The following is a 25,784-nucleotide window of genomic DNA, read 5'->3' on the forward strand; positions in this document are numbered from 1 at the left end:
CAAGCTCTTCTGACTTCGGTCTCTTGTTTGCCATTCGTGGTCCTCCGTTTCCTAAACATAACGGTCGACCAGTTCAGTTTGAGAAGCTCAACCTTTCGGAACAAAGGTTAATCGTACGCTTGACGACCGCAAAGGTTGGCAGGTTTGAAAAATCTGAAAAATTTGCGTGCTATGTGAACAACATTACTGAACGCAAAATCGAAAGCCGCCATAGTAAAAACTGTAACGAGTTAGCGTTCATGGTGTGTTTCGAACGCGAGATTGATTTCTCCTCCCTGAGATAGGGGCGCGTTTTGTTTCCAGCGCGCCCCGTCTTCTTTTGGACTCTGTGTCACGCTCACCGATCTAATTAAGACTTCAATAGGAGTCGCGAAGCACGCCTTTGTCAAACGCTCTCACCGCCCTACCATTTGGTTGTGAACAAACGAAGCGAATGGCCATGCTGGAAGACAAGCGCAAAGATCTTGACTCGGAAAAACAGAAACAACTCCTCCGGAAGCTGGTTGAAGATCTGAGCAAACAACAGATCGACCTCTACTATCAGCCCACAAGCGAAATCGCAGCGTTTCTTGAGAAACAGATCGAAAGCGGTAAGTCTCTGCTGGCCGAAGACAGGGCGCTTCTACGTCGGCTGAGCCGCCGCGATATCGAAGTGCTTCTCAGCCTACACTGATAGATTTGCCGAAATTTTCTGCTAGAGAAAGTGGTGGGCGACCCTGGAATCGAACCAGGCGTGCGTCTCCGCGAGGGAGTTACAGTCCCCTGCCACACCTTGCGGCCTGTCGCCCACTGTCAGGCGTTGCACCTGACGTGGAGGCGTGATTACTAGCGCACCAAAGGAGCGTCAACAGGAAAATACCGCTTTGACGCAGGAAATCGAACGCCCGGCCCGGAGGCCAATAAAATGAAGAAACCCAAGTGGGTCGTGGAAAAGGAACAGGCGCGCAAAGCAGCCGCTTCGGAAACGGTTTGGCTGTTTGGTCTGCACGCTGTGCGCGATGCGCTGATGAACCCGAAACGGCAGAAATTGCGCCTGATTGTGACCCGAAATGCCCGTGACAAACTGGCGGAAGCCATTGATTTTGCTGGGATCGAGGCCGAGATGGTCGATCCACGGAAGTTCAACGCTCCGATTGATCAGGGATCAGTCCATCAGGGTGCCGCCCTTGAGGTCAAGCCGCTGGAATGGGGCGGGTTGGCAGAAAACTGCATAGGGCGCGAACACCCTCGCGTGATTTTGCTGGATCGGGTGACAGACCCGCACAATGTCGGGGCGATTCTGCGCTCGGCCGAGGTGCTGGGCGCCAGTGCTGTGATCGGGACTCGGCACCATTCCGCGCCTGAGACAGGGGCGCTGGCCAAAACCGCAAGCGGCGCTTTGGAGCGTCAGCCTTATTTGCGGGTCCGCAATCTGGCCGAAGCGATTGTCGAGTTGCAGGGCATGGGCTTTCTGGTGCTAGGTCTCGATGGAGAGGCCGAGGATACGATCGAGGCTGCCATAGGGGATCAACGTGATCGTCCGGTGGCGCTGGTTCTGGGTGCAGAAGGCCCCGGATTGCGGCAAAAGACCAAGGAAACCGTGGACAAACTGGTGAAAATTGACGCAGCCGGTGGTTTTGGATCTTTGAACGTCTCAAACGCGGCGGCGATTGCCCTATATGCCTCACGGCACACAGGATAGGAGCGCGTCATTTCTGGCCCATCGAAAATTGCCACCTGCTGTTATTGCGGGACCCGAGCGGCGCTTGTCCTGAAGGGAAAGCAGCGGCATGAGCTGAGCTGTTCCAGTTGCGGCGCGCCGTTGCATGACCTCAAGATGCTGCCCAAGCGCAAGGTGACCGAAAGCGCGCCCAAGAAACATGCGGTATCCCATACCGTCCCGCCGAAATCCAAGCGCAAGAAAAAGAAGAAAACCCTGTTTTCGCGCGTGATGGATGAGGCCTGGGATGTGATCGAGGATATCTTTGACTGATCCTCGCGCTTCGGGGTGATCACAACCGCGTCATCTGGGGTGTCTCACAGCGCAAAACGTTGCAGATTGAGACGCTGAGTCCATGATTCCGTTATACCTATGCCAATCCGCCACGCTCTCATTGGCGCGCTGAGCGCCACTCTTCTCGCTTCTGCCGCTATTGCGCAGCCCATGCCCGTGTATTTCGCGCCCGAGGGGGCTGCGATGGCGGGATACGACCCAGTATCCTATTTTCAGGGTGACGTTCCCGTACAGGGCCGCCCCGAGATTTCAGTGACGTGGAAGGGAGCCGAATGGCATTTCGCCTCTCTCGAAAATCGCGCGTTATTTGAGGCGAATCCGCGCGCCTTTGCCCCTCAATTCGGGGGGTATTGTTCCTATGCGATGGCACAGGGCATCCTCAAGGGAACCGATCCGGGGGCCTGGCAGGTGGTAGATGGGCGCCTATACTTGACGTTTTCGCCTGAAATTGAGCGGAAGTGGCGTGAGGATCAGTTGGAATACATCCATCAGGCTGAAGGAAACTGGCCTGAGATTCTGTATCGAGAATAGGCAACCTTCCGCCGTTTGTGAAAAGTCATCACAAAAATGCGCGTGCCCTCTTTTTTTTAACCAAAACATGCCTAAATGTCACAGTGACCGCGGAACGGAACTGCCGCGGGTCATTTCACTGTCCCTCGTTCCATCAACTGGCGCCCAAGGTTTCTTGGGCGCTTTTTTCTTTTTCAGCCGTCGCATAGGGTAGCGGTATGGCTGACTATTCTGATGAGTTCCTGAGATACCTTCTGAAGCGCACCAAGACCGTTGCCGTGGTCGGGGTGTCCATGAACGAGGTGCGGCCGAGTTTCTACGTGGCCCGCTATCTGTCGCTGAAAGGCTTTACCGTAATCCCGGTTAATCCCGGCCATGCGGGAAAGCAACTTTTCGGTCAAACCGTGCAGGCCACCCTGTCAGATATCACGGAAGACGTTGATATGGTGGATATCTTCCGCCGCTCTGAGGCCGTGCCTCCGATCGTGGATGAGGCGCTGGAGGTATTCCCATCCTTGCGCACCATCTGGATGCAAATCGGTGTTGAACACGCAGAGGCCGCCGCCAAAGCTGAGGCGCGCGGCGTGGATGTGGTGATGAATCGATGCCCCAAGATCGAATATCAGCGCCTGTTCGGAGAGCTGCGCATGGGCGGCTTCAGCACCGGCATCATTTCTTCCAAGCTATAGCGTCACTGCGCCGGGTAGGGTTTGAGGCGGGCCACCTGTTCTTGCCTGCGCTTTTCCAGAACAACCTCGCGCGGAACCCAGTCATATCTTGTGTCTTCCTGCAGCGGGGACCAGAAAAGAACCCCGCCATAGCGCCACGGGTCCAAAACCACGCCGTCATAGAGCGACTCGCCGCGCGCGCTGATGATGGCTGTGCTGTGATCGATTCGCAGTGGATTGTCGGCATTGGCGATGGCGCGATGCATGTCCAGCGTTTGGAAGTTTTCTTGCTTCAACCGCCGCTCGATATCTTCGGCCCAGTGCCAGCATAAACCACGCGGGCGCAGGCCCTTGTTGACCTTGGCATTGTGGATCAACGGAGGATCGGTGATCTCGTATTCCTGCACCAGTTGCGCGGTGTAAGAATACGCAATGCGGGCGGCCCGGTTGGCCTCAGCCGGGTCGATATCGGGGCCGAGGCTTTGGATTTCCGAAGCAAGCCTCTGCACCTCATCTCCGGTAGACGGTGGCGGGGCCGCACAGGCGCCCAAAGTCACGAGGGCCAGAACGCAGGCCAAAGCTCTGATCATTGTGATGTCCCTCGACCGATAGACCGTGAAACATGATCATAGAACCGCTTCGGCGTTGACGGAAGACAGAGCTTAACTTTTTGGGCGTGCGGCTTTTTCGGCGATACCGCTAAGACCCTGACGCCGCGCCAGCTCCGACAGCACATCGTCCAGCGCAACGTCGCGCGCGGCCAGCATGACCAGAAGGTGATACAGCACGTCGGCGGCCTCGGCCGTCAGCCCGTCTTTGTCGTTCTTGACGGCTTCGATGATGGCCTCAACGGCTTCCTCGCCGAACTTCTCGGCGCATTTTTCCGGGCCCTTGGCCAGCAGCTTTGCCGTCCAGCTGCTCTCCGGGTCCGCCCCTTTGCGCGCCTCGATTGTGGCGGCCAGATCGTGCAGGATGCTCATGTCAGCCTCATCGGGATACCGGCGGCGGCCATGTGTTCCTTGGCCTCGCGGATGGTGTATTCGCCAAAATGGAAGATCGAGGCCGCCAGTACGGCGCTCGCCCCGCCTTCGGTGACGCCTTCGACCAGATGGTCCAGATTGCCAACCCCGCCCGAGGCGATCACGGGCACATCCACCGCGTCGCTGATTGCGCGGGTCAGCGGCAGGTTGAACCCTGATTTGGTACCGTCCCGGTCCATCGAGGTCAGCAGGATTTCTCCGGCACCTTTGGCAACCACGGTTTTCGCGAACTCGACCGCGTCGATGCCGGTGGGTTTGCGGCCGCCATGGGTGAAGATCTCCCATTTTCCAGGGCTGACGGTTTTGGCGTCGATGGCGCAGACGATGCATTGACTGCCGAACTGGTCTGCCGCCTCGGCAATCACATCCGGGTTGGCGACAGCGGCCGAGTTGAAGCTGACCTTGTCCGCCCCGGCCAGCAGCAGCGCACGCACGTCATCCTTGGTACGCACGCCACCACCCACAGTCAGAGGAACAAAACACTGCTCGGCCGTGCGCTGAACCACGTCGAACATTGTGCCGCGGTTTTCATGCGTGGCGTGAATGTCCAGAAAACAGATCTCATCCGCGCTGGCGGCGTCATAGGCCTTGGCGGATTCCACAGGGTCGCCTGCATCGCGCAGACCCACGAAATTCACACCTTTGACCACGCGGCCATCGGCGACATCCAGACAGGGAATGATACGGGTTTTCAGCATGCGCTTTCCTTTGTTGCCCGCACCCTTACCGGCAAAGCCCCGCCGATGCCAGACTTGTGATTGTCACCCCTCTCAATCCTGTGAAAACTGTCCCCAAATTCATCAGGAGATCAATAAGATGCGAAACCTTATTCTGACCACCACTTTCCTTTTTACAGGAGCAGTTGCCGCAATGGCTGACGATATCATCAAAGTAGAAACCACAAAATCTGTGCCCGAGGCGCTGGACGCACTCGAAGCCGCTGTGGGCAACGCAGGCGCAACGGTCTTCGCGCGCATCGACCACGCAGCCGGTGCCGAAAAAGTCGGCACGCCGATTCCGCCCAATCAGGTGCTGATCTTCGGCAACCCAGCCCTCGGGACACCCGCGATGCAGATCGACCCGCGTGCAGGCCTGTTCCTGCCGCTAAAAGTGCAGGCCTATGAGGATGCGAACGGGCAGGTTTGGCTGGCCTATGAAGACCCAAAAGAGACGATGGATGAACTTGACGAGGTCGAAAACTCTCCCGTGATTGAGAAAATGCGCGGCGCGTTGAAGAAACTGACCTCGGCTGCCGCGCAGTAAGGCGTTTAGCTCAGGGCGCGAATGGCCTCGGCCAGGTCAATCGCGCCATCATAAAGTGCCCGGCCCGAGATCGCGCCGTTCAGCTCAACTCCGCAATCGCGCAGGGCGATGAGATCGTCCAATGAGCTGACGCCACCCGAGGCAATGACCGGGATGGAGACGGCTTGGGCCAGCGCGGCTGTGGCTTCGATATTGGGGCCCTGCATCGCGCCGTCGCGGTTGATGTCGGTATAGATGATTGCCGCGACGCCAGCGTCCTCAAAACTGCGGGCCAGATCCGTGACCTGCACGTCGGTTTCCTCGGCCCAGCCCTTGGTTGCGACCATGCCGTTGCGGGCGTCGATACCCACTGCGACCTTACCGGGGAAGGCTTTTGCGGCCTCACGCACCAGATCGGGGTTTTCGACCGCAACGGTGCCCAGAATAACCCGCGCCAAACCCTTTTCGATCCAAGTCTCGATGGTGACCATGTCCCGGATGCCGCCACCCAACTGGGCGGGCACGTTGCAGGCCTTCAGGATCGCCTCGACCGGGGCAGCGTTGACCGGCTCGCCCGCGAAAGCGCCGTTCAGATCGACGAGGTGCAGCCATTCGCACCCTGCATCCGCAAAGGCACGGGCCTGCGCGGCCGGGTCTTCGTTGAAAACGGTGGCTTTGTCCATTTCACCGCGCAGCAGGCGCACGGCCTGGCCGTCTTTGAGGTCGATGGCGGGATACAGGATCATGTCGGGCGGCCTTATCTGAATGTTACACGGGCGGCGTATCGCACAAGCGGGTTAGCGACGCAAAGTCAATCTTGCCCGTAGCCCGACACCGGGCCAGAGTGAACTCAAATCAGGGAGGTTATCATGAAGAAACTTGCACTTTCGATTGCTCTTGCATCGCTGGCCACAGGCGCGATAGCGGCAGATCCGGCGGATGGGCTTTGGAAAACACAACCCGGCGACACAGGTGGATACCTACACGTGTCGATCAGCGAATGCGGCAGCGCAATTTGCGGTACTATCGACAGCGCCTTTGATGGCAATGGCGACCAGATACTGGACTATGAAAACCTGGGCAAACAGATCATCTGGGACATGGTCGCAGAAGGCAGTGGCAGCTATGACAACGGCAAGATCTGGGCCCCGGATCGCGACAAGACCTACAACTCTAAGATGACGCTGGACAGCCAGAACCAGCTCACGGTCAAAGGCTGTGTCGCAGGCGGATTGGTCTGCCGGGGGCAGACCTGGACCCGCATTCAATAACGCCCTAGGGCGCCCAAGTCAGGAAGTTGCCGATCATACGCAGGCCAACATCCTGGCTTTTCTCGGGGTGGAATTGCATCCCAAGCATCGTGTCGCGGCCAATCACGGCCGTGACGTCCTGCCCATAGTCCACATAAGCCAGCCGCTGCGCCGGATCCGTGACACGGAAATGGTAGGAGTGGACGAAATAGACATGATCGCCGGATTTTACCTCGTTAAACACCGGGTGATCGCTATCCAGAACCAAGTCGTTCCAGCCCATATGCGGCACCTTGAGCGAGGCGTCTGAAGGCTCGATCCGCAGCACGTCTCCGGCGACCCAATTCAGACCATCGGTTTCGGTGTATTCATGGCCTTTTGAGGCCATCAACTGCATCCCAACGCAGATACCAAGGAAGGGGCGGCCTTTCTGTTCGACCGCTTCAACCATCGCGTCATAGATGCCCTTGTGGCCTCGCAGCTCGGCGGCGCAGGCCGGGAACGCTCCGTCTCCGGGTAGCACCAGCCTGTCCGCGCGCGCGACGACATCCGCGTCCGAGGTTACAACGACCTCACCCGCGTCCTGTTCTTTCGCCATACGCTGAAATGCTTTTTCAGCCGAGTGCAGGTTGCCGCTCTCGTAGTCGATGATCGCGGTGAGCATTTGAGTCCTTTCTGTGCGCAACTTGTCCGAAAACCGGTGCCCACTTTTCGGGTTGCGCTTACAACGCGCCCTTCGTTGACGGAATCGCATCCGCCTTGCGCGGGTCGGTTTCGACCGCATCCCTCAGAGCGCGGGCAACAGCCTTAAAGGCAGCCTCAGCAATGTGGTGGCTGTTGAAACCGTGCAGCTGGTCGATATGCAACGTGATGCCGCCATGGGTGCTGAGCGCCTGAAAGAACTCGCGCACCAGCTCGGTGTCGAATGTGCCGATCTTCTGGGTTGGCAGGTCCACGTTCCAGATTAGGAACGGGCGCGCTGACAGGTCCAGCGCACAACGCACCTGAGCGTCGTCCATGGGCAAGTGACACTCGCCGTAGCGGCGGATGCCTTTCTTGTCGCCCAGTGCCTGCGTCAGAGCCAGACCCAGCGCGATGCCGGTGTCTTCGACCGTGTGGTGGTCGTCGATGTGATAGTCGCCCTTGGCGCGGATCGTCATGTCGATCAGCGAATGACGCGCCAGCTGATCCAGCATGTGGTCAAAGAAGCCAACGCCGGTCTGGTTGTCATACTGGCCGGTGCCGTCCAGATTGACCTCGACCGAGATCTCGGTCTCGGCGGTCTGACGGCTGATCTTTGCGCTGCGCATGGGCGATTTCCTTTTGCTACAGGCGCGCTTATAGACGGGGTTGGGCGGGTTGATCCAGTGCCCGCAGCGCAATCGGTACAAACTGTTGCAGGGGATTGCACACAGGTCCGGGCCATGCCAGCCTGCCGGAAACTCAAGTCAAAAGGCCCGGCACATGTCCACCTGCGTTTTTATCCAGATCCGCTGCAAACCCGGCACCACCTACAAGGTCGCCGAAGAGATCGCCCTGCGCGAGATTCACTCGGAGCTTTACTCCACCAGCGGCGAATACGACCTGCTGCTGAAGCTCTATATCCCCGAAACCGAGGATGTCGGCCATTTCATCAACGAACACCTGCTGGTGATTCCAAACATCGAACGATCCTTGACCACGATGACGTTCAAAGCGTTCTGATCTGAACCTGCACTCTTGATGCGGCTGAATCGGCCCGGTAGCGAAAGACATCCGGGCCACAGCCAAACACAGACGCTCAGGCACCGCGTTCAAATCGAAATCAACCAGTTGGAAAGGTTTGTATCTGGAGCGGGCGAGGCGATTCGAACGCCCGACCCTAACCTTGGCAAGGTTATGCTCTACCCCTGAGCTACGCCCGCATCAGATACATATGTTGGTCCAAAGACCTTAACTCAATGGAGCGGGCGAGGCGATTCGAACGCCCGACCCTAACCTTGGCAAGGTTATGCTCTACCCCTGAGCTACGCCCGCGCCGTTGAGTGAGGAGGGATGTATAAATTCCCGCGCGAGCCTGCAAGCGGAAAAAGACAAAAACCTGCAAAAATCTTTCGACGGAAATTCGGAGCTGATGCGTTGAATGGGTAATGAGGCTTACAAGGCGAAGGGACGCGTGATGAAATCAAGGGCTTTGGTAGAAATAAAGACGGCACTGTTGGCGGCGCTGATTGTTTTCGCGGTATTGCTCTGCCCGCCCGAGGATGATCCGTTGGCCGAGGCCCCCTCCCCTATTTACGAGCGGCAGGTTTTGACTGGATAGGTTATCTTGCCGGGATTTGCCAAAAGGGTGCCGCATTAGGCGCAGCCGTAGTTCAAGCCAGCCTCTGCGGACAGGTGGCACGCCTCGATTTATTTGCGATGACTCCAGCAGCCAACAAACCGCTTGTCAGCTACGGCATTTACCGATGAAGACGCAGGCTGTAACACCGGAGCAAGGAGCCCGGCAAGAACAGGACGAAGATGCAGGTTGTTATCCACGCAGGCGTGGCCTTTTCCGACAATGACCGGTTGATCGAAACCCTAATGGCGAACACCGCGGTTCTAAGCCAGCAGCGGGTCATCCCTCTGGGCCTCGCGCAGGGGCGGCAGTTCGTGAAAGTCGCCTCGGATTCCATGACGACCGGAGTGCCTCTACCAGATGTCTTGATAGGTTTGAATGAGGTTCTTCCCGACCGCAACACCTGCGATCGCGTTGTCCTGTCGAACGACAAGGTTTTTGGCCCCAGACGCGCCGCGATTCTGCACGGGCAGTTTTATCCGAATGCGGCCGAGCGGATTGCGTTCCTGGACCGTGTTCTAGAGGCGGATCAAATCGAGCTGTGTTTCGCGCTGGTGAACCCGGCGAGCTTCATCTCGAAATTGCTGATGTCACTGCCCGCAGAGCGGCGGAAAGCCGTTCTGGGGAACACCGACCTGAGCAACCTGAACTGGCTGACCATGGTCCACGACCTGCGAGAAAAAGCTCCGAACGTTCAGATCACGCTCTGGGCGAATGAGGACACTCCGCTTATCTGGGGCGATATCCTCAGAACGCTTGCCAGACTACCCGACAAGGCGGCCCTGCAACATGAATACGCGTTCCTTGCTTCTGTGCTGACGGACGCGGGCCGTGCAGAGCTGACGCAACTGTTGGAACAAATAGCGTGGCAGGATCGAGACATGCTACGGGATAGTCTGACCCATCTGTTTGATGAACATGCCGACCCGGCGCAGATCGAAGAAGAGCTTGAGATTTCGGGTTGGAATTCCGATGTGGTCAGCGCGTTTTCCGAGATCTACGAACAGGATCTCGCGGCACTACGCGCCATGCCGGGCGTAAGGGTGCTGCAGCCCTGAAACGGGCTGCATCGCATTACATACCCAGAGCTTCCTTATACATTTCGAGAACCGCCTCTTCTTCGGCGATATCATCCTTGTCGCGCTTGCGCAGAGCGACCAGTTTGCGCATGACCTTGGTGTCGTAGCCGCGCGCTTTCGCTTCGGCCATGACCTCTTTCTGCTGCTCGGCCAGATCTTTCTTTTCGGCATCCAGACGCTCGATCCGTTCGATGAACTGGCGCAGCTCGCCTGCTGTCACGCGGTAGTTGGCGGCGGCCTGATCTTCGGTCATGTCTTCCATGTAGGTCTCTCCCAGAGGCTGAATTGCGATGCTGAGACATCGGGCATGGTGCCGGATACATCGCTGGTGCCCGGGTCGCAAGCACCCAATCCCATGGGCGGGCTTGTCGGCAGGCGCCTGATCCGCTAAGCGCAAAAACACGGCACCAGCAGAGGCAGGCAACCATGTTCGAAATCATCACCTGGGGCGGCGCCGCCCTGTCAGTGGCCGGGCTTGTCGGTCTGATCTGGTGCATTCTGCGCGTGATGAAGGCCCGAAAAGCGGGCCTTTCAGATGACGAACTGCGCGCTGTTGTTCAGGGTGTTCTGCCCTGGAACCTTGGGGCGTTGTTTCTGTCGGTCATGGGACTGATGCTGGTCATCCTCGGCATATCGCTGGGATAACCCGACCGATCAGATCGGCAAATTGTCAAACCGCGCTTCCATCGCGTCCTCGCACAGGGCCGCATCAAGTCGGCGCATGCGCGACGGAACATGCATCCCCTGCTGACGCATGCGATCCACGATCTTGCTGAAACTGGGCTGCAGCGCCAATCGGGTATCCAGACACGCGTTCTGAAGTTTTTGCTCTAGCTCTTGCGCTTCGAAATAGAGGTTATCTGTCGTCATTGTGATCCTCCCAATTGTCAGTATCCCCGATATAGGTAACGCGGATACGACACGAAGATGCTACCGGAAACGATGGCGGTTTATTGCCCGCTAAAATAGCCTGTTCGGCAAATCTGCGCGTCTGGGTTAAAGTTTAGGCAAATTTCATATGTCGTGCCTTGACGGACATCAAAACCCGAACTGACTCTTGTATCACATTCTGATTTTCCTATATGTCGTCTAAGTGGAGGAAACCATGAAGCCAAAAGTGAAAGCGTTCTTCGACGACCAGACCTTTACGGTCTCGTACGTCGTCCACGAAGACAGCAGCCGCGCTTGTGCGATTATCGATAGCGTTCTGGATTTCGATCATGCCTCGGGCCGGACGGGGACAAGCTCTGCCGACCAGATCATCGCTTATGTACACGCCAAAGACCTTAAGACCGAGTGGATTTTGGAAAGCCATGTGCATGCAGACCACCTCTCGGCTGCGCCATATCTGCAGCAGGAACTGGACGGCAAAATCGGGATCGGACATCACATCGTCGAGGTGCAGGAGACCTTTGGCAAAATCTTCAATGAAGGGACCGAGTTCCAGCGAGATGGCAGCCAGTTTGATGCCCTCTTCCGCGAGGGCGACAGTTTCCACATCGGACAGATGCGAGGCGATGTGCTGCACACACCCGGTCATACGCCGGCCTGCCTGACCTATGTGATCGGCGATGCCGCTTTTGTCGGCGACACCTTGTTCATGCCCGACTTCGGCACCGCACGATGCGATTTCCCAGGCGGCTCGTCCGAGGTGCTTTTTGCTTCGATCCAGAAGATCCTGTCTCTGCCCGATGAGACCCGCATTTTTGTGGGGCACGACTACAAGGCTCCGGGGCGGGATGAGTATGCGTGGGAGACCACGGTGGGCGAGCAAAAGGCGCTGAACATCCATATCGGGCAAGGTCGCAGCATCGAAGAGTTTGTGGAAATGCGGGATGCGCGCGACGCGACACTCTCCAAACCCCGGCTGATTCTGCCGTCGCTTCAGGTCAATATGCGCGCGGGCCAGATGCCCCCGGCCGACGAACAGGGCGATGTTTTCCTGAAGTTGCCGATCAACAAGCTGTGACCCGCGCCAACAGTATAGGATGGACATAGAATGAACCCGGACTGGATATGGGGCCTGTGTGGCGGCATCTTGATCGGCTGCGGCGCTGCGCTTTACCTGCTTGGCAATGGCCGGATCATGGGGGCCAGTGGCATTCTGGGAGGTTTAATCGACGGCCCGGCGAGGCGCGAGAAACTGGTATTTGTCTTGGGGCTGATCGGTATGCCGCTGATCATGAGCCGTCTGATGAGCGAACGGCCTGAAACGCACCTGACGGAAAATCTAGGCCTTCTGGTCGTGGCCGGGCTTTTGGTTGGCATCGGCACGCGGCTGGCAAACGGGTGCACTTCGGGTCATGGGGTCTGCGGCATCTCTCGGTTTTCGCTGCGCGGGATTGTTGCAACCCTTATCTACATCGGTGCCGGAGCGGTGGTTTTGGCCCTGTTCCGCCACGGTTTGGGGGTGATCTGATGCGGTTGTTGGTCGCTTTGCTATCGGGCGCGCTGTTTGGCGCGGGGCTGTTGCTGTCGGGGATGACGGATACCCAAAAGGTTCAGGGCTGGCTGGATATTTTCGGCGCATGGGACCCGACTCTGGCCTTTGTCATGGGCGGTGCGATTCTTCCCATGTTAGTCGCGTGGCGCATGACCAAGACCCGCCAACCGTTGACTGGTGGCACATTTCCCGCACCTGCTCGGCCCGAACTTGACCGAGGGCTGATCCTCGGCTCAGTCCTGTTTGGCGCAGGCTGGGGTTTAGTCGGCCTATGCCCCGGCCCAGCCATGGCGGCACTGTCCTATGGCGGGACCAGCAGCGCCGTCTTTCTGGTTGCGATGGCGGCGGGGATGCGGTTGGCGCCGGGGCTGCGCGCGCAACTGGACAGGGCGGCCAACGCGGCCTAATCAATTGGCATGGAGATTCGACCAATAACCCCCCGCTACGCCGTGTCCCCGCAGATCACCGTCGAGGACGTGCCCGCCATTGCCGAGGCCGGCTTCGTCAAGGTTATCTGCAACCGACCCAATGCTGAGGTCCCTGAGATCATGCAATCGGATGCGATCGGAGACGCGGTCCGCGCAGCAGGGCTGGAATACGAGGTGCTGGAACTGACCCACCAGACCATGACACCCGAAAACGTCGCCCGGCAGCGGGATATGGCCGAAAATTGCTCTGGCCCGGTTCTGGCGTATTGCGCGTCCGGCACGCGTTGCTCGGTCGTTTGGGCTCTGGGTCAATGCGACCAGATGAGTACGGATGAGATTCTGACGGCCACAACCAACGCTGGATACCAATTGGAGCAGTTGCGGCCCACTCTGGATCAACTGCGCAACACGTCAGACTAGATCAGACCTCCCCATCCTCCGGGCCATCGAGGCCCGCCAGTTGCGAGATTTCCGCGACCATTCGGTCGGGCTCAACAAGGCTCAGGTCGTCGTCGAGGGGGGCGGCACCCGACGGGCTCGGGACCAGATCGAGAGGGTCGGACAGGATATCTACGCCTGTGTCAGCCATATCGCCCCGGACATTGGCGGGGCGGCTTTCTATGAATTCGGCGGCCTCCAACGCATCCAGCGCGGGCAGCGGTACATTTTCATTCAACCGAACCGCGCGCATCCCCCCCGACTGCCCCAAACGCCCGACCGAGGCGCGGGTGCGCTCGATGGTCAGAACCTCGGTCCGGTCCAACCGCGCGCAGGTCAGCGGCAAGAGGCTGCCCACCTCAAGCGCGGACAGATGCGCCAAAGGCAACCTCATCCGGCACACCACGGCGTTCAGCTCGGCCCGGACAACGCCTGATGACTGCTCCAGCCGAGGGCCCGTATCGACGTCCAGCTCTACGTCGGCTTCGTCGGGAGCGGGCGGATCGGGCAGCACGATCGTGATTTGGCCCTGACGCAACCCGCCTGCAAGATCCACGGTAAGGTCAAAAACGCGATAGCTGTCTGCCACCAGCGACAAGGTCAGGCCACGCAAATCAGCCGCCCGTGAGGCATACTCAAACCCCATCAGCCCCTGCTGATCTGCCGGATCGACCAGACCCACAGCACGGCGCAACGCATCCTCGACCAGTGGGGCGGCCATGGCAGCATCTGTATCCGTAAAGCCCCGCTCGGCGGGCGCGTCCAGTGTAACCTCACCAATGGTTTGGGTCTGAACGATGGCCGAGACGCAGTTCAAATCCAAACAGGCCGCAGCAACCCCGTCGGGACCCGTGAACTTCAACAACAACCAATCCTCAGCCAACGTGGCCGCAAGGCCAGCCTGCGCCCGATCTGCCTTTTTTGCCCCGATAACAGCCAGCGGAAGGTTGAAACGCTCACCCGCGGCCCGTGCAAAGCCCAGACGCAACGCACGCAGGATCGAGCGGGGTCGATCCCCCAGATCCCCCTGCCCCACTGACAATTTGCGCGCCAAAGCGGCGCCGGCCGTGTGTGCCATGGCTTCGGTACCATCCGATTTCTTGTCGTGAGTCTTGGTGTAACCCGGCAGAGGTTACGAACTTCTTTAAACCGAACTATTGCGCCGCTTGCCGGTAGGCCAAAGGCAGGCTGACGCGGAACGCCGCACCGCCCTGCCCCGGCAGATAGGTGATGTCGCCGCCCAAGCGGTGCATGATCTCGCGGCAAATCGCCAATCCCAGCCCGGCACCGCCGGCCTTGTCCCCTCCGACCCGGGCGAATTTCTCAAAGATCATCGACCGCGCCTCAGGCGGGACACCGCTGCCATTGTCAATGAAGTCCACAACCAGCTGCCCGCCCACATCATGCGCCGAGATCGTCAGAACAGGCTCATCGGCATCACAGTATTTCCGCGCGTTGGAGATGAGGTTGATAAACACCTGCCCCAAGCGGTCGAGATCAGTTTGCAAGTGGATACGCTCGGATGCCTTACTACGCCGCACAACGAGCCGCTGATCCGTGCCCGCCAGCGCGCTGGAGATCGACCGATCCAGAACTGAACGCAACGTATCATCGCCTAGGTTCAGCCTGACCTGCCCGTTCTCCAGAACGCTGAGGTCGAGCAGATCGTCCAGCAGACGTGTCAGGCGCAGCGCCTCATCGTGAATGATGGCGGCATAGCGGGTCTGTTCTTCGCCACTTAAACCTTCGGTGTCGCGCATTATCTCGGAAAACGCCCGGATTGAGGTCATGGGCGTGCGCAATTCATGACTGACCTGGCTGAGGAAACTGTCTTTCTGCTCAGATATTTGGGTTAGCTTGGCGTTGGCATCGCGCAATTGGCGTGCCGTGCGGCTAAGTTCGGCAGATTTCTCTTCCAACTGGCTGGAGTATTCCAGCAATTGTGCAGATTCGTCAGCAACGGCCAGAAGGTCCTCAACCGAAACCGAGGCACCCCCAACGATCTGCCCGATCATCGCATGTGCCGTCGCCGCCCCTACTGAGCCGCTGAGCTCCCTCTCAAGCCGGGCCAGAAATCCGGGTGTCGGCTCGGGCAAAGGCGAGCGTCCGCCCTGAAGCTCGGCCTCGCGCTGGAACAGTTCCTGGGCGGGCGATGTGCCCAGAATGCGCTGGGTCATGATCATTAGGTCTTCACTTTGCGCAACCGACCCGGTCCAACCGCGCGGCGCGACCGAGTGGTCAAAGACATTGACGAATTGCGCGCCCTGGAGTCGCTCCAACGGGCTGGGAAAGCTCAGCAGGGATACGACGCAGAACACCACGGCATTCAAGGAAATCGACCACATCACGGAATGCACCATTGGGTCGATACCTTCGATCCCGAACAGGGCCTGAGGTCGCAGCCATGCAATACCAAATGGTCCATTCAACAGCACACTCTCGGGCATCCATGCCGCCCCCATTCCGGGAAGAAGCAATGTGTAGATCCACAGCACAAATCCCACGGTCAAACCTGCCAATGCACCGGTTCTGGTGGCTCCGCGCCAGAACAATCCGCCGACCATCGCCGGCAGGATTTGCGAAATACCGCTAAAGGCCACCAACCCGATCGAAGCCAGCGCCGCGCCGCCGCCAGACAGACTGTAGTAGAAATAGCCCAGCGCCATTATCGCAGCGATTGAGATACGCCGCGCCATCAATACGATGTTGCGCACGTCTCCGGGGACAGACCCGACCCTCTCATGCGTGTTCAGCCAAATCGGCATTACGACGTGGTTCGACACCATCGTCGACAGGGCCATTGCCGTTACGATCACCATCGATGTCGCTGACGAGAACCCTCCGATGAAGGACAGCATCGCCAGGCCGTCCTTGCCCTGCGACAACGGCACGGTCAGCACGAACAGATCCGGGTTGGACCCTTCCGGCAACATATCAAGCCCGACAACGGCGATGGGGACAACAAACAAGCTCATCAGTAGCAGGTAGAGCGGAAAGGCCCAGGCGGCGGTGCGCAGATGGCCCTCGTCATCATTCTCGACCACCATCACCTGGAACATGCGCGGCAAGCAGACAAAGGCGGCAGCGGACAGGAAAATAAAGGTCGTCCAGCGCCCGGCATCCACTTGCCATTTGCCAATTTCCGAGGCGTCGATCCGCTCCATCATCGGGCTAATACCACCGGCAACGCCCCAGACAACGAAGATACCGACTGCAACCAGCGCAAACAGTTTGACCACCGACTCGACCGCAATGGCGGTGACCACGCCGTGGTGACGTTCATTGGCATCCAGGTTGCGGGTGCCGAACAGGATCGCGAACATCGCCAGCCCAGCCGCCACCCAAAACACGCTGGAGCCTTCGCGGTAGAGGCCCGAGGGGTCGGCCTCGGCAAAAATCGAGAAAGACAGGGTAATCGACTGCAATTGCAACGCGATATAGGGCGTGCCGCCGATCACGGCCAGAATCGTGACGCACACCGCCAGCGTGTTCGACTTGCCATAGCGCGAGGACAAAAGGTCCGCGATCGAGGTCACGCGCTGGCTGCGCCCGACGCGCACCAGTTTGCGCAGCCCCCACCACCAACTGATCATAACCAGCGTCGGCCCGAGGTAGATTGTCACGAACTCCAACCCCGACCGCGCCGCATTGCCAACCGCGCCGTAAAAGGTCCAGGCTGTGCAGTAGATCGACAGGGACAGCGTGTAGATCAAAGGGGAGCGCAGCCATTTGCCCCGCCCCGCAGCCGCCATCCTGTCTGCGGCAAATGCCACGCCGAACAGCATAACGACATAGCCCAGACAGACTAGAATCAGGACGTTCAGTGTTGCCATCAGCCCGCATCCACCTCAGAACTGTCATCCGCGCCGGTGCGCCGGGCGACGAAGCCAAAAAACAGGCTGACCAGAATCAGACCGATCCAGCAGGCGAATATGTAGAAGATAGCTGAAGACAGCGGCACACCGCCGGTTTCGGACCCGACATCCGGCCACAGCAGCGGCAGCACTAGCAGCGCTCCGCCCAGAAATGGCAGCAACCGAGCCGAATCCGTCAGCCTGCGCCGGCGATAGCTTTGCCGTTCCAGAAACAACGAGGGCCGCGCACCGCGCGACGTGCGGTCCTGACCCTCGGGCAATGTCATAACTGCGTCGCCTGCGCATGCAGATCGCGTACAGCGGTCAGCACCTCGGCGTTGGAAAACGGTTTGGTCATGAAACGGCTGACGCCCGCATTCTCGGCCATCTCACGATCTCTGGACTGCCCGCGCGCAGTCAGCATCAGAACCGGCAGGCCCTGCATTTCGTCCAAGGCGCGCAGATCGCGCAGAATGTCCATCCCACTCTTGCCCGGCAGCATTACGTCCAGAATCACCAGATCAGGCTGCGCGCCCTGAATGACCTGAAGCGCATCCGCACCATCGCCGTGTGTCTCGACCTGCCACCCCTCACGAGTCAGCAAGAACCGGATGGCCTCGGCGATGTTGGGCTCATCCTCAATCAACAGAACCTTACGGCTCATTTGTGTATATCCTCCCGATGACTGGCCTCCACCCCGGAACCAGTCATCGCTAGATTAAGCGGTTGTTCGGGAACCTGTCAAAAGCCTTCGCTTAGAATTGACGGCTCGCGACGAGAACCGCAATCACCACTTGGGCAAATTCGGCAGCTTGGCCCGACCCGTGTCGCCTCTGGGTTCGGTTCGGTCTCGAGCAACGGCCGTATCAACATGGCCGCGCGGTACGAGGGTTCCTGGTCGTATCCGGACACGCCATGCGGCCAGGCGTAAGCGTGACATTCGAACATCGCGGCGGCCCGCCCTTGTTGCGCGACCAGCCGTCTGATCGGAACCAGCGGCCGGTTCAACGCGGAAAACAGCGGCCAATGTGGGCAGGCCTCGCCGTGGCGTGGCAGTGACAGGCCGGGGACAGGCTTCAGAAACAGGATACTGCCCGAGCCGTCGCAAATCACCAGCCCTACCGGTTGACTCAGCATCCCTTCGGGCAGGCTGGCAAGGCGACGGAAAACTGTCGGCAGATCGACTGAGAATCGCTGGGCCAGATCCAGAGGGTTCGGATCACCATCCGCCAATGTGGTGTTGAGGGCAACAAGCGGCATGGCCTTGGCATCAACCTCGCTTTGCTTAAGCCATTCCCCCGCAAGGTTTCGTGCAGCCGAGGTATTCAGACCCTCTAGATCAATGACCTCTGCCCCCTGGCCGGCGTCGAGTTCGGGAAAGCTGTAGCCGCGCGCCTCAAGAAACACCTCGACCTCTTCCAGCGGCACGCCACGCGGGTCTTTCGACGTATCGCTTTCGTCTAGATATGTCACCAGCGCCTTGGAGCTGTCGGCCAATCGTTCGGCATCCTGATGAAGGTTCTGGTGGAACCGATCCTGCCACTCGGCGTCGATATCCTGCGGGTCGGCCAGAATCGCTGCGGTCGACCGAATCGCCGCTGCGGTGGACAGCACTTCGTGCATCGACGCCGCCAGATGCGGGTCATGGGTCAGACGGTCCGAAAGCGTCGCAACCGTCCGTTCCAGCGACACCACACGCCGGTGCATTTGCGCCAATACCCCGGACCAACCCGGAAAGCGGCCTGCAAATTCCTCTAGCGTTTCAATCTCGGCTTGCTGGCCAACTGCATCGGCTGCAGCTTCGCGTAGTGCCGATATCAAGGTCGCTTCGATCCCTTGCGTCAACACGGAGGGCTCAACTGCCAGCGCCCCTGCAATATCGACCAGCAATTTGCCCCCGATCCGGCGGCGGTTGTGTTCGATCAGGTTCAGATAAGAAGCCGAGATCCCGACTTGACGCGCAAGCTCTGCCTGTCTCAGACCCGAGATCTGCCGTCTTTCGCGGATCCGGCTACCGGTCAGCAAATCCCGCATGATCAAGGTCCTCAGTCACGTGTAGCTATCTCTGGTTAGTCGTATTTTCAGTTTATTCTATCATTTTCGTGATGTTATGCATCAGTTTTCAGATTGAATTGACAAGATTAACAACTTCCGGTCCTCGACAGCACCGCCAGACGCGCTTCGCCCCTTCTCATTTCCTGCATTTACCGCCACCATATGGGTATGAGCGATCCAGCTTTTGAATATGCACCCATCGGCCTTGTCGAATTGGAAAACCGCATCATCCGGCGGTGCAATCTGCAATTTGCGCGCACCTTTGGCGGGGATGAAGCCGAATATAACAACATGCCCTTGCTGCACCTCTACCCCTCGGTCGCAGATTGGGAGAGAATCGGGCAACGCAGCCTGCAGGTGATGCGCGACACCGGCTACTACACCGATGAACGGGTGATGCGCCGCAGGAACGGAGACCTGTTCTGGTGCCGCGCGCGTGGACGCTCGCTTACACCTGATGATCCGTTTCGCCATGGAATCTGGAGCTTTTCCGACATCTCGGAGGAGCGCCCGCTGGTGGAACTGACCGTTCGTGAACGCGAAGTGGCGATCCTATCTTGCCGCGGCCTATCTGCTAAGGAAATCGGGATGGAACTGGGCCTGAGCTACCGCACGATCGAGGCCTACCGCGCCCGGCTGCTGGAAAAATTCGGCGCCCGCAAACTGCCGGAACTGGTTGCAAAGCTCTCTGGTATGCCCCTGTAAGCACAACTGCCCGTCACAAACCATCCAAACCCCCTATTTTCAGGCTTAAACGGCGCTTTTCATGGCTGCTCGCTTGGCTTATAACCCTGCGTAATCAGATCGAAGCCCGCGTAGATACAGACGGGCCAAAGGGGAACCTTCGAGGATACTCATGACAGATACCAAACACGAAGCGGATGTGGCGTTCATCAAAGCCTTGGCCGAACTGCTGCGCGAAAATGACCTGACCGAGCTGCAGGTCAAACGCGAATATGGCGAGGAAGACAGCCTGAACGTGCGCGTCAGCCGCGCAACGCAGGCGGTCGCCGCTCCGGTTCAGGTCGCCGTTCCGGCCGCAGCCGCAGCACCTGTCGCTGCCGCGCCGGCCCCTGCTGCAGCCCCCGCAGCCCCGGTCACAGATGTGGAAGACCCGGCCAGCCATCCCGGCGCTGTGACCTCGCCCATGGTCGGCACGGTTTACATGCAGCCCGAACCCGGCGCGCCGTCCTTCGTTTCGGTCGGAGCGTCCGTTTCCGAAGGAGACACGCTACTGATCGTCGAAGCGATGAAAACTATGAACCACATCCACGCGCCCAAATCAGGCACCGTGAAACGCATTCTGGTCGGCGATGGCGACGCTGTGGAATTCGGTACCCCTCTGGTCATCATCGAGTAAGGCGGGCCCATGTTCGATAAGATCCTGATTGCCAACCGAGGCGAGATCGCCCTGCGCGTCATCCGCGCCGCGCGCGAGATGGGGATTAAGACGGTCGCCGTCCACTCCACCGCCGACAGCGACGCAATGCATGTGCGCATGGCGGACGAATCGGTCTGCATCGGCCCCCCGCCCAGCCCGCAAAGCTATCTTTCCGTCCCCGCCATCATCTCAGCCTGTGAGATCACTGGCGCGCAGGCGATCCATCCCGGCTATGGCTTCCTATCCGAGAATGCCGAGTTTGTGCAGATCGTCGAAGACCACGACATCACCTTCATCGGCCCCACCGCGGAACATATCCGTGTCATGGGTGACAAGATCACCGCTAAGGACACGATGAAGGCGCTGGGTGTGCCCTGCGTTCCCGGCTCCGACGGTGGTGTTCCAACGCTGGAAGACGCCAAGCGTATCGGTGAGGAATTCGGTTACCCTGTTATCATCAAAGCCACCGCCGGTGGCGGCGGTCGCGGCATGAAAGTCGCGATGAGCGCGGATGAAATGGAAAGCGCCTTCATGACCGCACGCGCCGAAGGTAAGGCTGCCTTTGGCAACGATGAAGTCTATATCGAAAAGTATCTCACCACTCCGCGCCATATCGAGATTCAGGTTTTCGGTGACGGCAAAGGCAACGCTGTCCATCTGGGCGAGCGCGACTGTTCACTACAGCGTCGTCACCAGAAGGTCTTCGAAGAGGCCCCCGGTCCCTGCATCACCCCTGAAGAACGCGCCAAGATCGGCAAAATCTGCGCCGACGCGGTGGCCAAGATCAACTATATCGGCGCCGGCACCATCGAGTTCCTGTACGAAAAAGGCGAGTTCTATTTCATCGAGATGAACACCCGCCTGCAGGTGGAACACCCGGTGACCGAGGGCATCTTCGGCGTCGATCTGGTGCGCGAACAAATCCGCGTGGCCTCAGGCTTGCCGATGTCGTTCGGACAGGATGATCTTGAGATCAACGGCCACGCCATCGAGGTTCGGATCAACGCAGAAAAACTGCCCAACTTCTCGCCCTGCCCGGGTAAGATCACGGCCTATCACGCGCCGGGTGGTTTGGGCGTGCGGATGGACTCTGCGCTTTACGATGGTTATTCGATCCCGCCCTACTACGACTCGCTGATTGCCAAGCTGATCGTTCAGGGCCGCGACCGCGCCGAGGCTCTGGCCCGTCTGGAGCGCGCCTTGGGCGAGCTGATCGTAGACGGCATCGACACCACAGTGCCTCTGTTTCACGCGCTGTTGCAGGAGCCGGACATCCATAGCGGCGACTACAATATCCACTGGCTGGAGCATTGGCTTGCGGAGAATATGGCCGACTAACCCCACAGGGCCGGTTGGCATGCGCCGCCCGGCCCTTGGATGTTCCTCATGAGTCTGTCACCAGAACTTTTGCTGCATGGCTATTCGATCGGCATCTTCCCGATGGCCGAGCATCGTGATGACCCGGACCTGTTCTGGGTCGACCCCAAATTCCGCGGGGTTTTCCCGCTGGACGGTTTCCACATCTCGCGCAGCCTTGCAAGGCGGATACGGAGATGCGGCTTTTCCATCTCGATCAATCAGGATTTTGAAGGTGTCGTCGATGGGTGTGCCGATCGTGCGGACACATGGATCAACGCCGAGCTGCGCGACCTGTATCGACAGGTGTACAAAGCAGGCCAAGCGCATTCTCTGGAAGTATGGGAGGATGACCATCTTGTTGGAGGCGTTTTCGGAGTGGCTCTGGGCGCTGCGTTCTTTGGCGAGAGCATGTTCTCACGTCGCACCGACGCCTCGAAAATCGCGCTGGCTTATCTAGTGGACCGCCTGCGACAGACCGGTTTTCAGCTATTCGACATTCAGTTTCTGACCGCCCATCTGGCCTCACTCGGTGCGATCGAAATCCCCCGCAGTGAATACAGAAAAGCGCTGGAAGAAGCGATTGGCGATAGCGCCGAGTTTGCGGCCGAGGTGCCTCAGTCCGCCGACGGAGTGATACAGCGGATCACCCAAACGTCGTAACGCGAATGATCTAAGGCGTTCAGTGCCGGAGAGGTCGCGATCATCCAACCGTCAAACAACTGCTCCGCCTTGCCCTGTTCCCAGATGGTCACGAAAGCAAACGCATCTCCGGTCGGGTTGTCGACCGGGTAGCGGCAATCCCCCAAAGCGACATCCAATCCGAAGACAGCCTGTGTCTGACCAGTCTGCAGCTCAACATCCACGGTCTGACCGTTGACCTTATCCAAGCCGCGCAACATCGCGCCGGGTCCAGACTGAACCGTTTGCTGAGCGATAGCGGATGTCGCGGCCAGCGCCAATGCAAATGCCAGAGCGCGCATCATTCGCTGCCGTCTCCGGCGACGAACTTCACAAGCAACGAGATCAGGCTGACCGCGCCCTGTGTATCTTCGATTTGATCGCCGGGCTCAAAATAGAACGGAGAACCGCCAGGCATCACCTCAACAAAATTGCCCCCCAACAGCCCTTCGGAAGAAATCACGATGGCGCTGTCATCTGGCACGAGGACACCATCCGCGACCGAAAAGGTCGTATCAGCGCGGTAGGTCTCAGGGTTCAGGGTCACGTCGGTAACGGTCCCGATTTTGACACCCGCGAGGCGCACATCGGTTCCGACATTGACCCCTTCCAGCGACCGGAAGGACGCCCCAAGCTCATATCCGGCACTGCCTTGTGACAGGCCGGTGGATTGGCTGGCATAAACACCAAACGCGACGGCGCAGGCCAAGACGGCACCGCCGACGAATACTTCGGTCCAGTTGTGGGTCGACATTGCTCGCCTCGTCTTATTCCGGGCTCCAGGCCTCGTAGTCCTTGCGCTCAACAGGCTTTGCCCGGCGCAATGACCCCGCAGGGGTGTAAGCAAGCGCGGTGCCTGTCAGGTTCTCCTGATGCGGTTTTTCCCAGGCCTTGTGCGCCAGCGGTTTGTCTGTCGGCGGCTCATCCCAGGTGCGGTGAAGCCAACCATGCCAATCTGGATCAACCCTGCTGGCTTCAGCCTCACCATTGAAAATTACCCAGCGTTTGCTGTCATCGGCGGTTCTATAGAAGACGTTGCCTTCATTGTCCTCACCAACTTTAACACCTTTACGTGCGGTGAAAATCTGCGTGTTCAGGGTTGCCCCGTTCCACCAGGTTACGGCCCGCAAAAAAGTGTTCAGGATGCCCATGATCCGCCTCCGGCAATTCGGTCCCGAGAAGGTATGACCCAAAGGCGCGCCAAGGTCCAGTACCCGCCGCGTGACTGCGTCACTGCGGCAATAAAGCGGTCACTTCGATCTCGATCCGGTATTTGGGGTCGATCAAACCGCATTCAATCATCGTCGCGGCTGGAGGATTGGCTCCAAAAACCTCGGACAACACGGGCCAGCAAGGCTCGAAATCGGTCCGGTCGGGCAGCATGTAGGTCACACGAACAACATCGGCGAAACCTGCGCCCGCCTCATCCAAGGCTTTCCCGATGACGTCCAATGCTGATCTGCATTGATCGACAACGCCACTACCCTGCCCAACAGTGCCGGAAACGTGAACCCACCCTCCGGCCACCACTGCTCGGCAATAGCCAACCTTGCCCTCAAATTCACCACCTGAAGAGATACGCTTGATTGCGGACACGGCTCATTTCTCCGAGAATTTGAATGTCATGAGATTTTGCGAGGCTCTGCCTCGCGCTCCGGGATATTTATGGCCAGATGAAGTAAAGGATCCCCTGTTCATCTGGTTGGAAATACCACGGGGGAGGCGCCTGAAGGGCGGCGGGGGCAGCGCCCCCTTACCCCTTAGCCAGCTGACGCCGTCTCTGGCACGGCATCCGCATAGATGATCAACGGCTGAGAGTCAGAGGTCACGGCCTCTTCGTTTACGACCACTTCGGTCACATTCTTGAGCCCCGGAAGTTCGAACATCGTATCCAGCAGGATATCTTCGAGGATCGAACGCAGCCCCCGAGCGCCGGTTTTACGCTCGATCGCTTTCTTGGCGATCGATTTCAGCGCCTCATCGGTAAAGGACAGTTCCGCGTCCTCCAGCTCGAACAAACGCTGATATTGTTTGACCAGAGCATTCTTGGGTTTGGTCAGGATGGTCACCAGAGCGTCCTCGTCCAGATCCTCCAACGTCGCCAGAACCGGCAGACGACCGACGAATTCCGGGATCAACCCGAATTTCAGCAGATCTTCCGGCTCGAGGTCCTGGAAGATTTCGCCAACGCCACGCTCATCATTGTCGCGTACGTCAGCGCCAAAGCCCATTGCCGAGCCTTTGCCGCGCTGCGCGATGATCCGATCCAGACCGGCAAACGCGCCGCCACAGATGAACAGGATATTAGTGGTGTCAACCTGCAGGAACTCCTGCTGCGGATGTTTACGGCCACCCTGAGGTGGAACCGAGGCGACGGTGCCTTCCATCAGTTTCAGCAATGCCTGCTGCACACCCTCACCCGAGACGTCACGCGTGATCGACGGGTTTTCGGATTTGCGCGTGATCTTGTCGACCTCGTCGATATAGACGATGCCACGCTGCGCTCGTTCGACATTGTATTCGCTGGCCTGGAGCAGCTTCAGGATGATGTTCTCAACATCCTCACCCACATAGCCAGCTTCGGTCAGCGTCGTCGCGTCAGCCATGGTGAACGGCACATCCAGAATACGCGCCAGTGTCTGGGCCAGCAGCGTCTTGCCGCAACCCGTCGGGCCGATCAGCAGGATGTTCGATTTGGCCAATTCAATATCGCTGCCCGATTTCTGGGCGTGGTTAAGACGCTTGTAGTGGTTATGGACCGCAACCGACAGAACCCGCTTGGCAGTGGCTTGACCGATCACGTAATCGTCCAGAACCTCACAGATATCCTTGGGTGTCGGCACCCCGTCCGAGGATTTCAGACCGCTGGCCTTTGTTTCCTCGCGAATAATGTCCATGCACAGCTCGACGCATTCATCACAAATGAAAACGGTCGGGCCTGCGATCAGCTTGCGCACCTCATGCTGGCTTTTTCCACAAAAGCTGCAGTAGAGCGTGTTTTTGCCGTCACCGCCTGAATTCGTCGCCATGATCTACCTTTCGGGCT

General features: G+C 58.8%; 38 protein-coding genes and 3 tRNA genes. 20 read left to right on the forward strand and 21 right to left on the reverse strand.

The window, feature by feature from the left end; all coding sequences use genetic code 11:
• A partial coding sequence (locus tag ACR0JF_RS16050; protein WP_480669548.1) for a hypothetical protein occupies positions 1 to 284 on the forward strand: 284 nt, incomplete at its 5' end.
• A gap of 155 nt (positions 285 to 439) precedes the next feature.
• A complete protein-coding gene (locus tag ACR0JF_RS16055) occupies positions 440 to 673 on the forward strand; it encodes a hypothetical protein (protein ID WP_170662340.1) in 234 nt (77 codons plus the stop codon).
• Positions 674 to 704: 31 nt separating this feature from the next.
• Here ACR0JF_RS16055 and ACR0JF_RS16060 read toward each other — a convergent pair.
• Positions 705 to 788, reverse strand: a tRNA-Tyr gene (locus ACR0JF_RS16060).
• A gap of 116 nt (positions 789 to 904) precedes the next feature.
• On the opposite strand from ACR0JF_RS16060, the gene rlmB reads away from it, so the two are divergent.
• The 4 genes from rlmB (at position 905) to ACR0JF_RS16080 (ending at position 3,192) form a co-directional block, all read left to right on the forward strand.
• Entirely contained in the window at positions 905 to 1,681 is a 777-nt protein-coding gene (rlmB, locus tag ACR0JF_RS16065; protein ID WP_170662029.1) for a 23S rRNA (guanosine(2251)-2'-O)-methyltransferase RlmB, read from the forward strand.
• Between the two features lie 9 nt (positions 1,682 to 1,690).
• The gene (locus ACR0JF_RS16070) at positions 1,691 to 1,972 is read left to right on the forward strand and encodes a hypothetical protein (protein ID WP_170637685.1); all 282 of its coding nucleotides are present in this window, start codon (positions 1,691 to 1,693) and stop codon (positions 1,970 to 1,972) included.
• Between the two features lie 99 nt (positions 1,973 to 2,071).
• On the forward strand, positions 2,072 to 2,524 hold the full coding sequence (locus tag ACR0JF_RS16075; RefSeq protein ID WP_170480236.1) for a YHS domain-containing (seleno)protein: 453 nt from the start codon (positions 2,072 to 2,074) through the stop codon (positions 2,522 to 2,524).
• Between the two features lie 197 nt (positions 2,525 to 2,721).
• Entirely contained in the window at positions 2,722 to 3,192 is a 471-nt protein-coding gene (locus ACR0JF_RS16080; protein WP_170662031.1) for a CoA-binding protein, read from the forward strand.
• Between the two features lie 2 nt (positions 3,193 to 3,194).
• Here the strand turns inward: ACR0JF_RS16080 and ACR0JF_RS16085 are convergent, their stop codons facing one another.
• The 3 genes from ACR0JF_RS16085 to hisF form a co-directional block, all read right to left on the reverse strand.
• Entirely contained in the window at positions 3,195 to 3,761 is a 567-nt protein-coding gene (locus ACR0JF_RS16085) for a hypothetical protein (protein ID WP_170468060.1), read from the reverse strand.
• A gap of 72 nt (positions 3,762 to 3,833) precedes the next feature.
• Positions 3,834 to 4,151, reverse strand: coding sequence for a phosphoribosyl-ATP diphosphatase (locus ACR0JF_RS16090; RefSeq protein ID WP_170374929.1), 318 nt, complete (start codon positions 4,149 to 4,151; stop codon positions 3,834 to 3,836).
• Entirely contained in the window at positions 4,148 to 4,909 is a 762-nt protein-coding gene (gene hisF / locus ACR0JF_RS16095; protein WP_170662033.1) for an imidazole glycerol phosphate synthase subunit HisF, read from the reverse strand. Before hisF ends, ACR0JF_RS16090 begins: the two co-directional genes overlap by 4 nt.
• A 118-nt stretch (positions 4,910 to 5,027) precedes the next feature.
• On the opposite strand from hisF, the gene ACR0JF_RS16100 reads away from it, so the two are divergent.
• Positions 5,028 to 5,474: a DUF302 domain-containing protein gene (locus ACR0JF_RS16100; protein ID WP_480669549.1), complete on the forward strand. Its 447-nt coding sequence runs from the start codon at positions 5,028 to 5,030 to the stop codon at positions 5,472 to 5,474.
• 5 nt (positions 5,475 to 5,479) lie between these two features.
• On the opposite strand, the gene hisA is transcribed toward ACR0JF_RS16100, so the two are convergent.
• Positions 5,480 to 6,199 carry a 1-(5-phosphoribosyl)-5-[(5-phosphoribosylamino)methylideneamino]imidazole-4-carboxamide isomerase gene (hisA, locus tag ACR0JF_RS16105; RefSeq protein ID WP_170662036.1) on the reverse strand — a complete coding sequence of 240 codons (720 nt, stop codon included), beginning with the start codon at positions 6,197 to 6,199 and terminating at the stop codon, positions 5,480 to 5,482.
• Between the two features lie 123 nt (positions 6,200 to 6,322).
• Here hisA and ACR0JF_RS16110 point away from each other — a divergent pair, with 123 nt between their 5' ends.
• Positions 6,323 to 6,724, forward strand: coding sequence for a DUF2147 domain-containing protein (locus ACR0JF_RS16110; protein WP_170662039.1), 402 nt, complete (start codon positions 6,323 to 6,325; stop codon positions 6,722 to 6,724).
• A 4-nt stretch (positions 6,725 to 6,728) separates the two neighbouring features.
• Here the strand turns inward: ACR0JF_RS16110 and hisH are convergent, their stop codons facing one another.
• Together hisH and hisB are read right to left on the reverse strand one after the other, a co-directional pair.
• Positions 6,729 to 7,367 carry an imidazole glycerol phosphate synthase subunit HisH gene (gene hisH / locus ACR0JF_RS16115; RefSeq protein ID WP_170662040.1) on the reverse strand — a complete coding sequence of 213 codons (639 nt, stop codon included), beginning with the start codon at positions 7,365 to 7,367 and terminating at the stop codon, positions 6,729 to 6,731.
• A gap of 58 nt (positions 7,368 to 7,425) precedes the next feature.
• A complete protein-coding gene (gene hisB, locus ACR0JF_RS16120) occupies positions 7,426 to 8,013 on the reverse strand; it encodes an imidazoleglycerol-phosphate dehydratase HisB (protein WP_170662042.1) in 588 nt (195 codons plus the stop codon).
• Between the two features lie 154 nt (positions 8,014 to 8,167).
• Between hisB and ACR0JF_RS16125 the strand changes: the two genes are divergently transcribed.
• Entirely contained in the window at positions 8,168 to 8,407 is a 240-nt protein-coding gene (locus tag ACR0JF_RS16125) for an Lrp/AsnC family transcriptional regulator (RefSeq protein WP_050602861.1), read from the forward strand.
• Positions 8,408 to 8,532: 125 nt separating this feature from the next.
• Here the strand turns inward: ACR0JF_RS16125 and ACR0JF_RS16130 are convergent.
• A tRNA-Gly gene (locus ACR0JF_RS16130) sits at positions 8,533 to 8,607 on the reverse strand.
• A 37-nt stretch (positions 8,608 to 8,644) separates the two neighbouring features.
• Positions 8,645 to 8,719: transfer RNA gene (locus ACR0JF_RS16135), tRNA-Gly, on the reverse strand.
• Positions 8,720 to 8,825: 106 nt separating this feature from the next.
• On the opposite strand from ACR0JF_RS16135, the gene ACR0JF_RS16140 reads away from it, so the two are divergent.
• Both ACR0JF_RS16140 and ACR0JF_RS16145 read left to right on the forward strand, forming a co-directional pair.
• Positions 8,826 to 9,005, forward strand: coding sequence for a hypothetical protein (locus ACR0JF_RS16140; RefSeq protein WP_170662044.1), 180 nt, complete (start codon positions 8,826 to 8,828; stop codon positions 9,003 to 9,005).
• A 200-nt stretch (positions 9,006 to 9,205) separates the two neighbouring features.
• Positions 9,206 to 10,081 carry a hypothetical protein gene (locus ACR0JF_RS16145; protein WP_480669550.1) on the forward strand — a complete coding sequence of 292 codons (876 nt, stop codon included), beginning with the start codon at positions 9,206 to 9,208 and terminating at the stop codon, positions 10,079 to 10,081.
• A 16-nt stretch (positions 10,082 to 10,097) separates the two neighbouring features.
• Here the strand turns inward: ACR0JF_RS16145 and ACR0JF_RS16150 are convergent, their stop codons facing one another.
• Entirely contained in the window at positions 10,098 to 10,364 is a 267-nt protein-coding gene (locus tag ACR0JF_RS16150; RefSeq protein ID WP_170374913.1) for a DUF2312 domain-containing protein, read from the reverse strand.
• Positions 10,365 to 10,528: 164 nt separating this feature from the next.
• Between ACR0JF_RS16150 and ACR0JF_RS16155 the strand changes: the two genes are divergently transcribed.
• The gene (locus tag ACR0JF_RS16155; RefSeq protein WP_170468076.1) at positions 10,529 to 10,747 is read left to right on the forward strand and encodes a hypothetical protein; all 219 of its coding nucleotides are present in this window, start codon (positions 10,529 to 10,531) and stop codon (positions 10,745 to 10,747) included.
• Between the two features lie 9 nt (positions 10,748 to 10,756).
• Here ACR0JF_RS16155 and ACR0JF_RS16160 read toward each other — a convergent pair whose 3' ends face one another.
• Positions 10,757 to 10,972, reverse strand: coding sequence for a hypothetical protein (locus tag ACR0JF_RS16160; RefSeq protein WP_170468079.1), 216 nt, complete (start codon positions 10,970 to 10,972; stop codon positions 10,757 to 10,759).
• Between the two features lie 235 nt (positions 10,973 to 11,207).
• Here ACR0JF_RS16160 and ACR0JF_RS16165 point away from each other — a divergent pair, with 235 nt between their 5' ends.
• The 4 genes from ACR0JF_RS16165 to ACR0JF_RS16180 are packed head-to-tail and all read left to right on the forward strand — an operon-like array spanning position 11,208 to position 13,393.
• Positions 11,208 to 12,071 carry an MBL fold metallo-hydrolase gene (locus tag ACR0JF_RS16165; RefSeq protein ID WP_170678338.1) on the forward strand — a complete coding sequence of 288 codons (864 nt, stop codon included), beginning with the start codon at positions 11,208 to 11,210 and terminating at the stop codon, positions 12,069 to 12,071.
• A 30-nt stretch (positions 12,072 to 12,101) separates the two neighbouring features.
• Positions 12,102 to 12,521: a YeeE/YedE family protein gene (locus ACR0JF_RS16170; protein ID WP_480669551.1), complete on the forward strand. Its 420-nt coding sequence runs from the start codon at positions 12,102 to 12,104 to the stop codon at positions 12,519 to 12,521.
• Positions 12,521 to 12,952, forward strand: coding sequence for a DUF6691 family protein (locus tag ACR0JF_RS16175; protein WP_170662054.1), 432 nt, complete (start codon positions 12,521 to 12,523; stop codon positions 12,950 to 12,952). Before ACR0JF_RS16170 ends, ACR0JF_RS16175 begins: the two co-directional genes overlap by 1 nt.
• Before the next feature lie 9 nt (positions 12,953 to 12,961).
• Entirely contained in the window at positions 12,962 to 13,393 is a 432-nt protein-coding gene (locus ACR0JF_RS16180) for a TIGR01244 family sulfur transferase (protein WP_170460800.1), read from the forward strand.
• Between the two features lies 1 nt (position 13,394).
• Here ACR0JF_RS16180 and ACR0JF_RS16185 read toward each other — a convergent pair whose 3' ends face one another.
• The 5 genes from ACR0JF_RS16185 to ACR0JF_RS16205 form a co-directional block, all read right to left on the reverse strand.
• Positions 13,395 to 14,489, reverse strand: a complete 1,095-nt coding sequence (locus ACR0JF_RS16185; RefSeq protein ID WP_170662056.1) for a FliM/FliN family flagellar motor C-terminal domain-containing protein — start codon at positions 14,487 to 14,489, stop codon at positions 13,395 to 13,397.
• Between the two features lie 76 nt (positions 14,490 to 14,565).
• Complete coding sequence (locus ACR0JF_RS16190) at positions 14,566 to 17,244, reverse strand: ATP-binding protein (RefSeq protein WP_170662058.1); 2,679 nt, start codon at positions 17,242 to 17,244, stop codon at positions 14,566 to 14,568.
• On the reverse strand, positions 17,244 to 17,552 hold the full coding sequence (locus ACR0JF_RS16195) for a hypothetical protein (protein WP_170662060.1): 309 nt from the start codon (positions 17,550 to 17,552) through the stop codon (positions 17,244 to 17,246). Before ACR0JF_RS16195 ends, ACR0JF_RS16190 begins: the two co-directional genes overlap by 1 nt.
• A complete protein-coding gene (locus ACR0JF_RS16200; RefSeq protein WP_170662062.1) occupies positions 17,549 to 17,929 on the reverse strand; it encodes a response regulator in 381 nt (126 codons plus the stop codon). Before ACR0JF_RS16200 ends, ACR0JF_RS16195 begins: the two co-directional genes overlap by 4 nt.
• A gap of 77 nt (positions 17,930 to 18,006) precedes the next feature.
• Positions 18,007 to 19,299, reverse strand: a complete 1,293-nt coding sequence (locus ACR0JF_RS16205; protein ID WP_170662063.1) for a helix-turn-helix transcriptional regulator — start codon at positions 19,297 to 19,299, stop codon at positions 18,007 to 18,009.
• Positions 19,300 to 19,488: 189 nt separating this feature from the next.
• Between ACR0JF_RS16205 and ACR0JF_RS16210 the strand changes: the two genes are divergently transcribed.
• The 4 genes from ACR0JF_RS16210 to aat all read left to right on the forward strand — a co-directional run bounded on the left by ACR0JF_RS16210 (position 19,489) and on the right by aat (position 22,720).
• Positions 19,489 to 20,025, forward strand: coding sequence for a LuxR C-terminal-related transcriptional regulator (locus tag ACR0JF_RS16210; protein ID WP_170460784.1), 537 nt, complete (start codon positions 19,489 to 19,491; stop codon positions 20,023 to 20,025).
• Between the two features lie 151 nt (positions 20,026 to 20,176).
• On the forward strand, positions 20,177 to 20,680 hold the full coding sequence (gene accB, locus ACR0JF_RS16215) for an acetyl-CoA carboxylase biotin carboxyl carrier protein (protein ID WP_170662065.1): 504 nt from the start codon (positions 20,177 to 20,179) through the stop codon (positions 20,678 to 20,680).
• Positions 20,681 to 20,689: 9 nt separating this feature from the next.
• On the forward strand, positions 20,690 to 22,039 hold the full coding sequence (accC, locus tag ACR0JF_RS16220) for an acetyl-CoA carboxylase biotin carboxylase subunit (RefSeq protein WP_170374885.1): 1,350 nt from the start codon (positions 20,690 to 20,692) through the stop codon (positions 22,037 to 22,039).
• A gap of 48 nt (positions 22,040 to 22,087) precedes the next feature.
• Complete coding sequence (gene aat, locus ACR0JF_RS16225) at positions 22,088 to 22,720, forward strand: leucyl/phenylalanyl-tRNA--protein transferase (RefSeq protein ID WP_170662068.1); 633 nt, start codon at positions 22,088 to 22,090, stop codon at positions 22,718 to 22,720.
• Here aat and ACR0JF_RS16230 read toward each other — a convergent pair.
• The 5 genes from ACR0JF_RS16230 to clpX all read right to left on the reverse strand — a co-directional run bounded on the left by ACR0JF_RS16230 (position 22,675) and on the right by clpX (position 25,767).
• Positions 22,675 to 23,043, reverse strand: a complete 369-nt coding sequence (locus tag ACR0JF_RS16230) for a DUF2155 domain-containing protein (RefSeq protein WP_170662069.1) — start codon at positions 23,041 to 23,043, stop codon at positions 22,675 to 22,677. The genes aat and ACR0JF_RS16230 overlap by 46 nt on opposite strands.
• A complete protein-coding gene (gene mlaD / locus ACR0JF_RS16235) occupies positions 23,040 to 23,492 on the reverse strand; it encodes an outer membrane lipid asymmetry maintenance protein MlaD (RefSeq protein ID WP_170468107.1) in 453 nt (150 codons plus the stop codon). Before mlaD ends, ACR0JF_RS16230 begins: the two co-directional genes overlap by 4 nt.
• Positions 23,493 to 23,505: 13 nt before the next feature.
• Complete coding sequence (locus tag ACR0JF_RS16240) at positions 23,506 to 23,889, reverse strand: NADH:ubiquinone oxidoreductase subunit NDUFA12 (protein ID WP_170662071.1); 384 nt, start codon at positions 23,887 to 23,889, stop codon at positions 23,506 to 23,508.
• Positions 23,890 to 23,968: 79 nt separating this feature from the next.
• A complete protein-coding gene (locus ACR0JF_RS16245) occupies positions 23,969 to 24,334 on the reverse strand; it encodes a RidA family protein (protein WP_170662073.1) in 366 nt (121 codons plus the stop codon).
• 164 nt (positions 24,335 to 24,498) lie between these two features.
• Positions 24,499 to 25,767 carry an ATP-dependent Clp protease ATP-binding subunit ClpX gene (gene clpX / locus ACR0JF_RS16250; RefSeq protein WP_170662075.1) on the reverse strand — a complete coding sequence of 423 codons (1,269 nt, stop codon included), beginning with the start codon at positions 25,765 to 25,767 and terminating at the stop codon, positions 24,499 to 24,501.
• Positions 25,768 to 25,784 lie beyond the last annotated feature (17 nt).

It is taken from the genome of Ruegeria sp. BG11 (genome assembly GCF_056538565.1).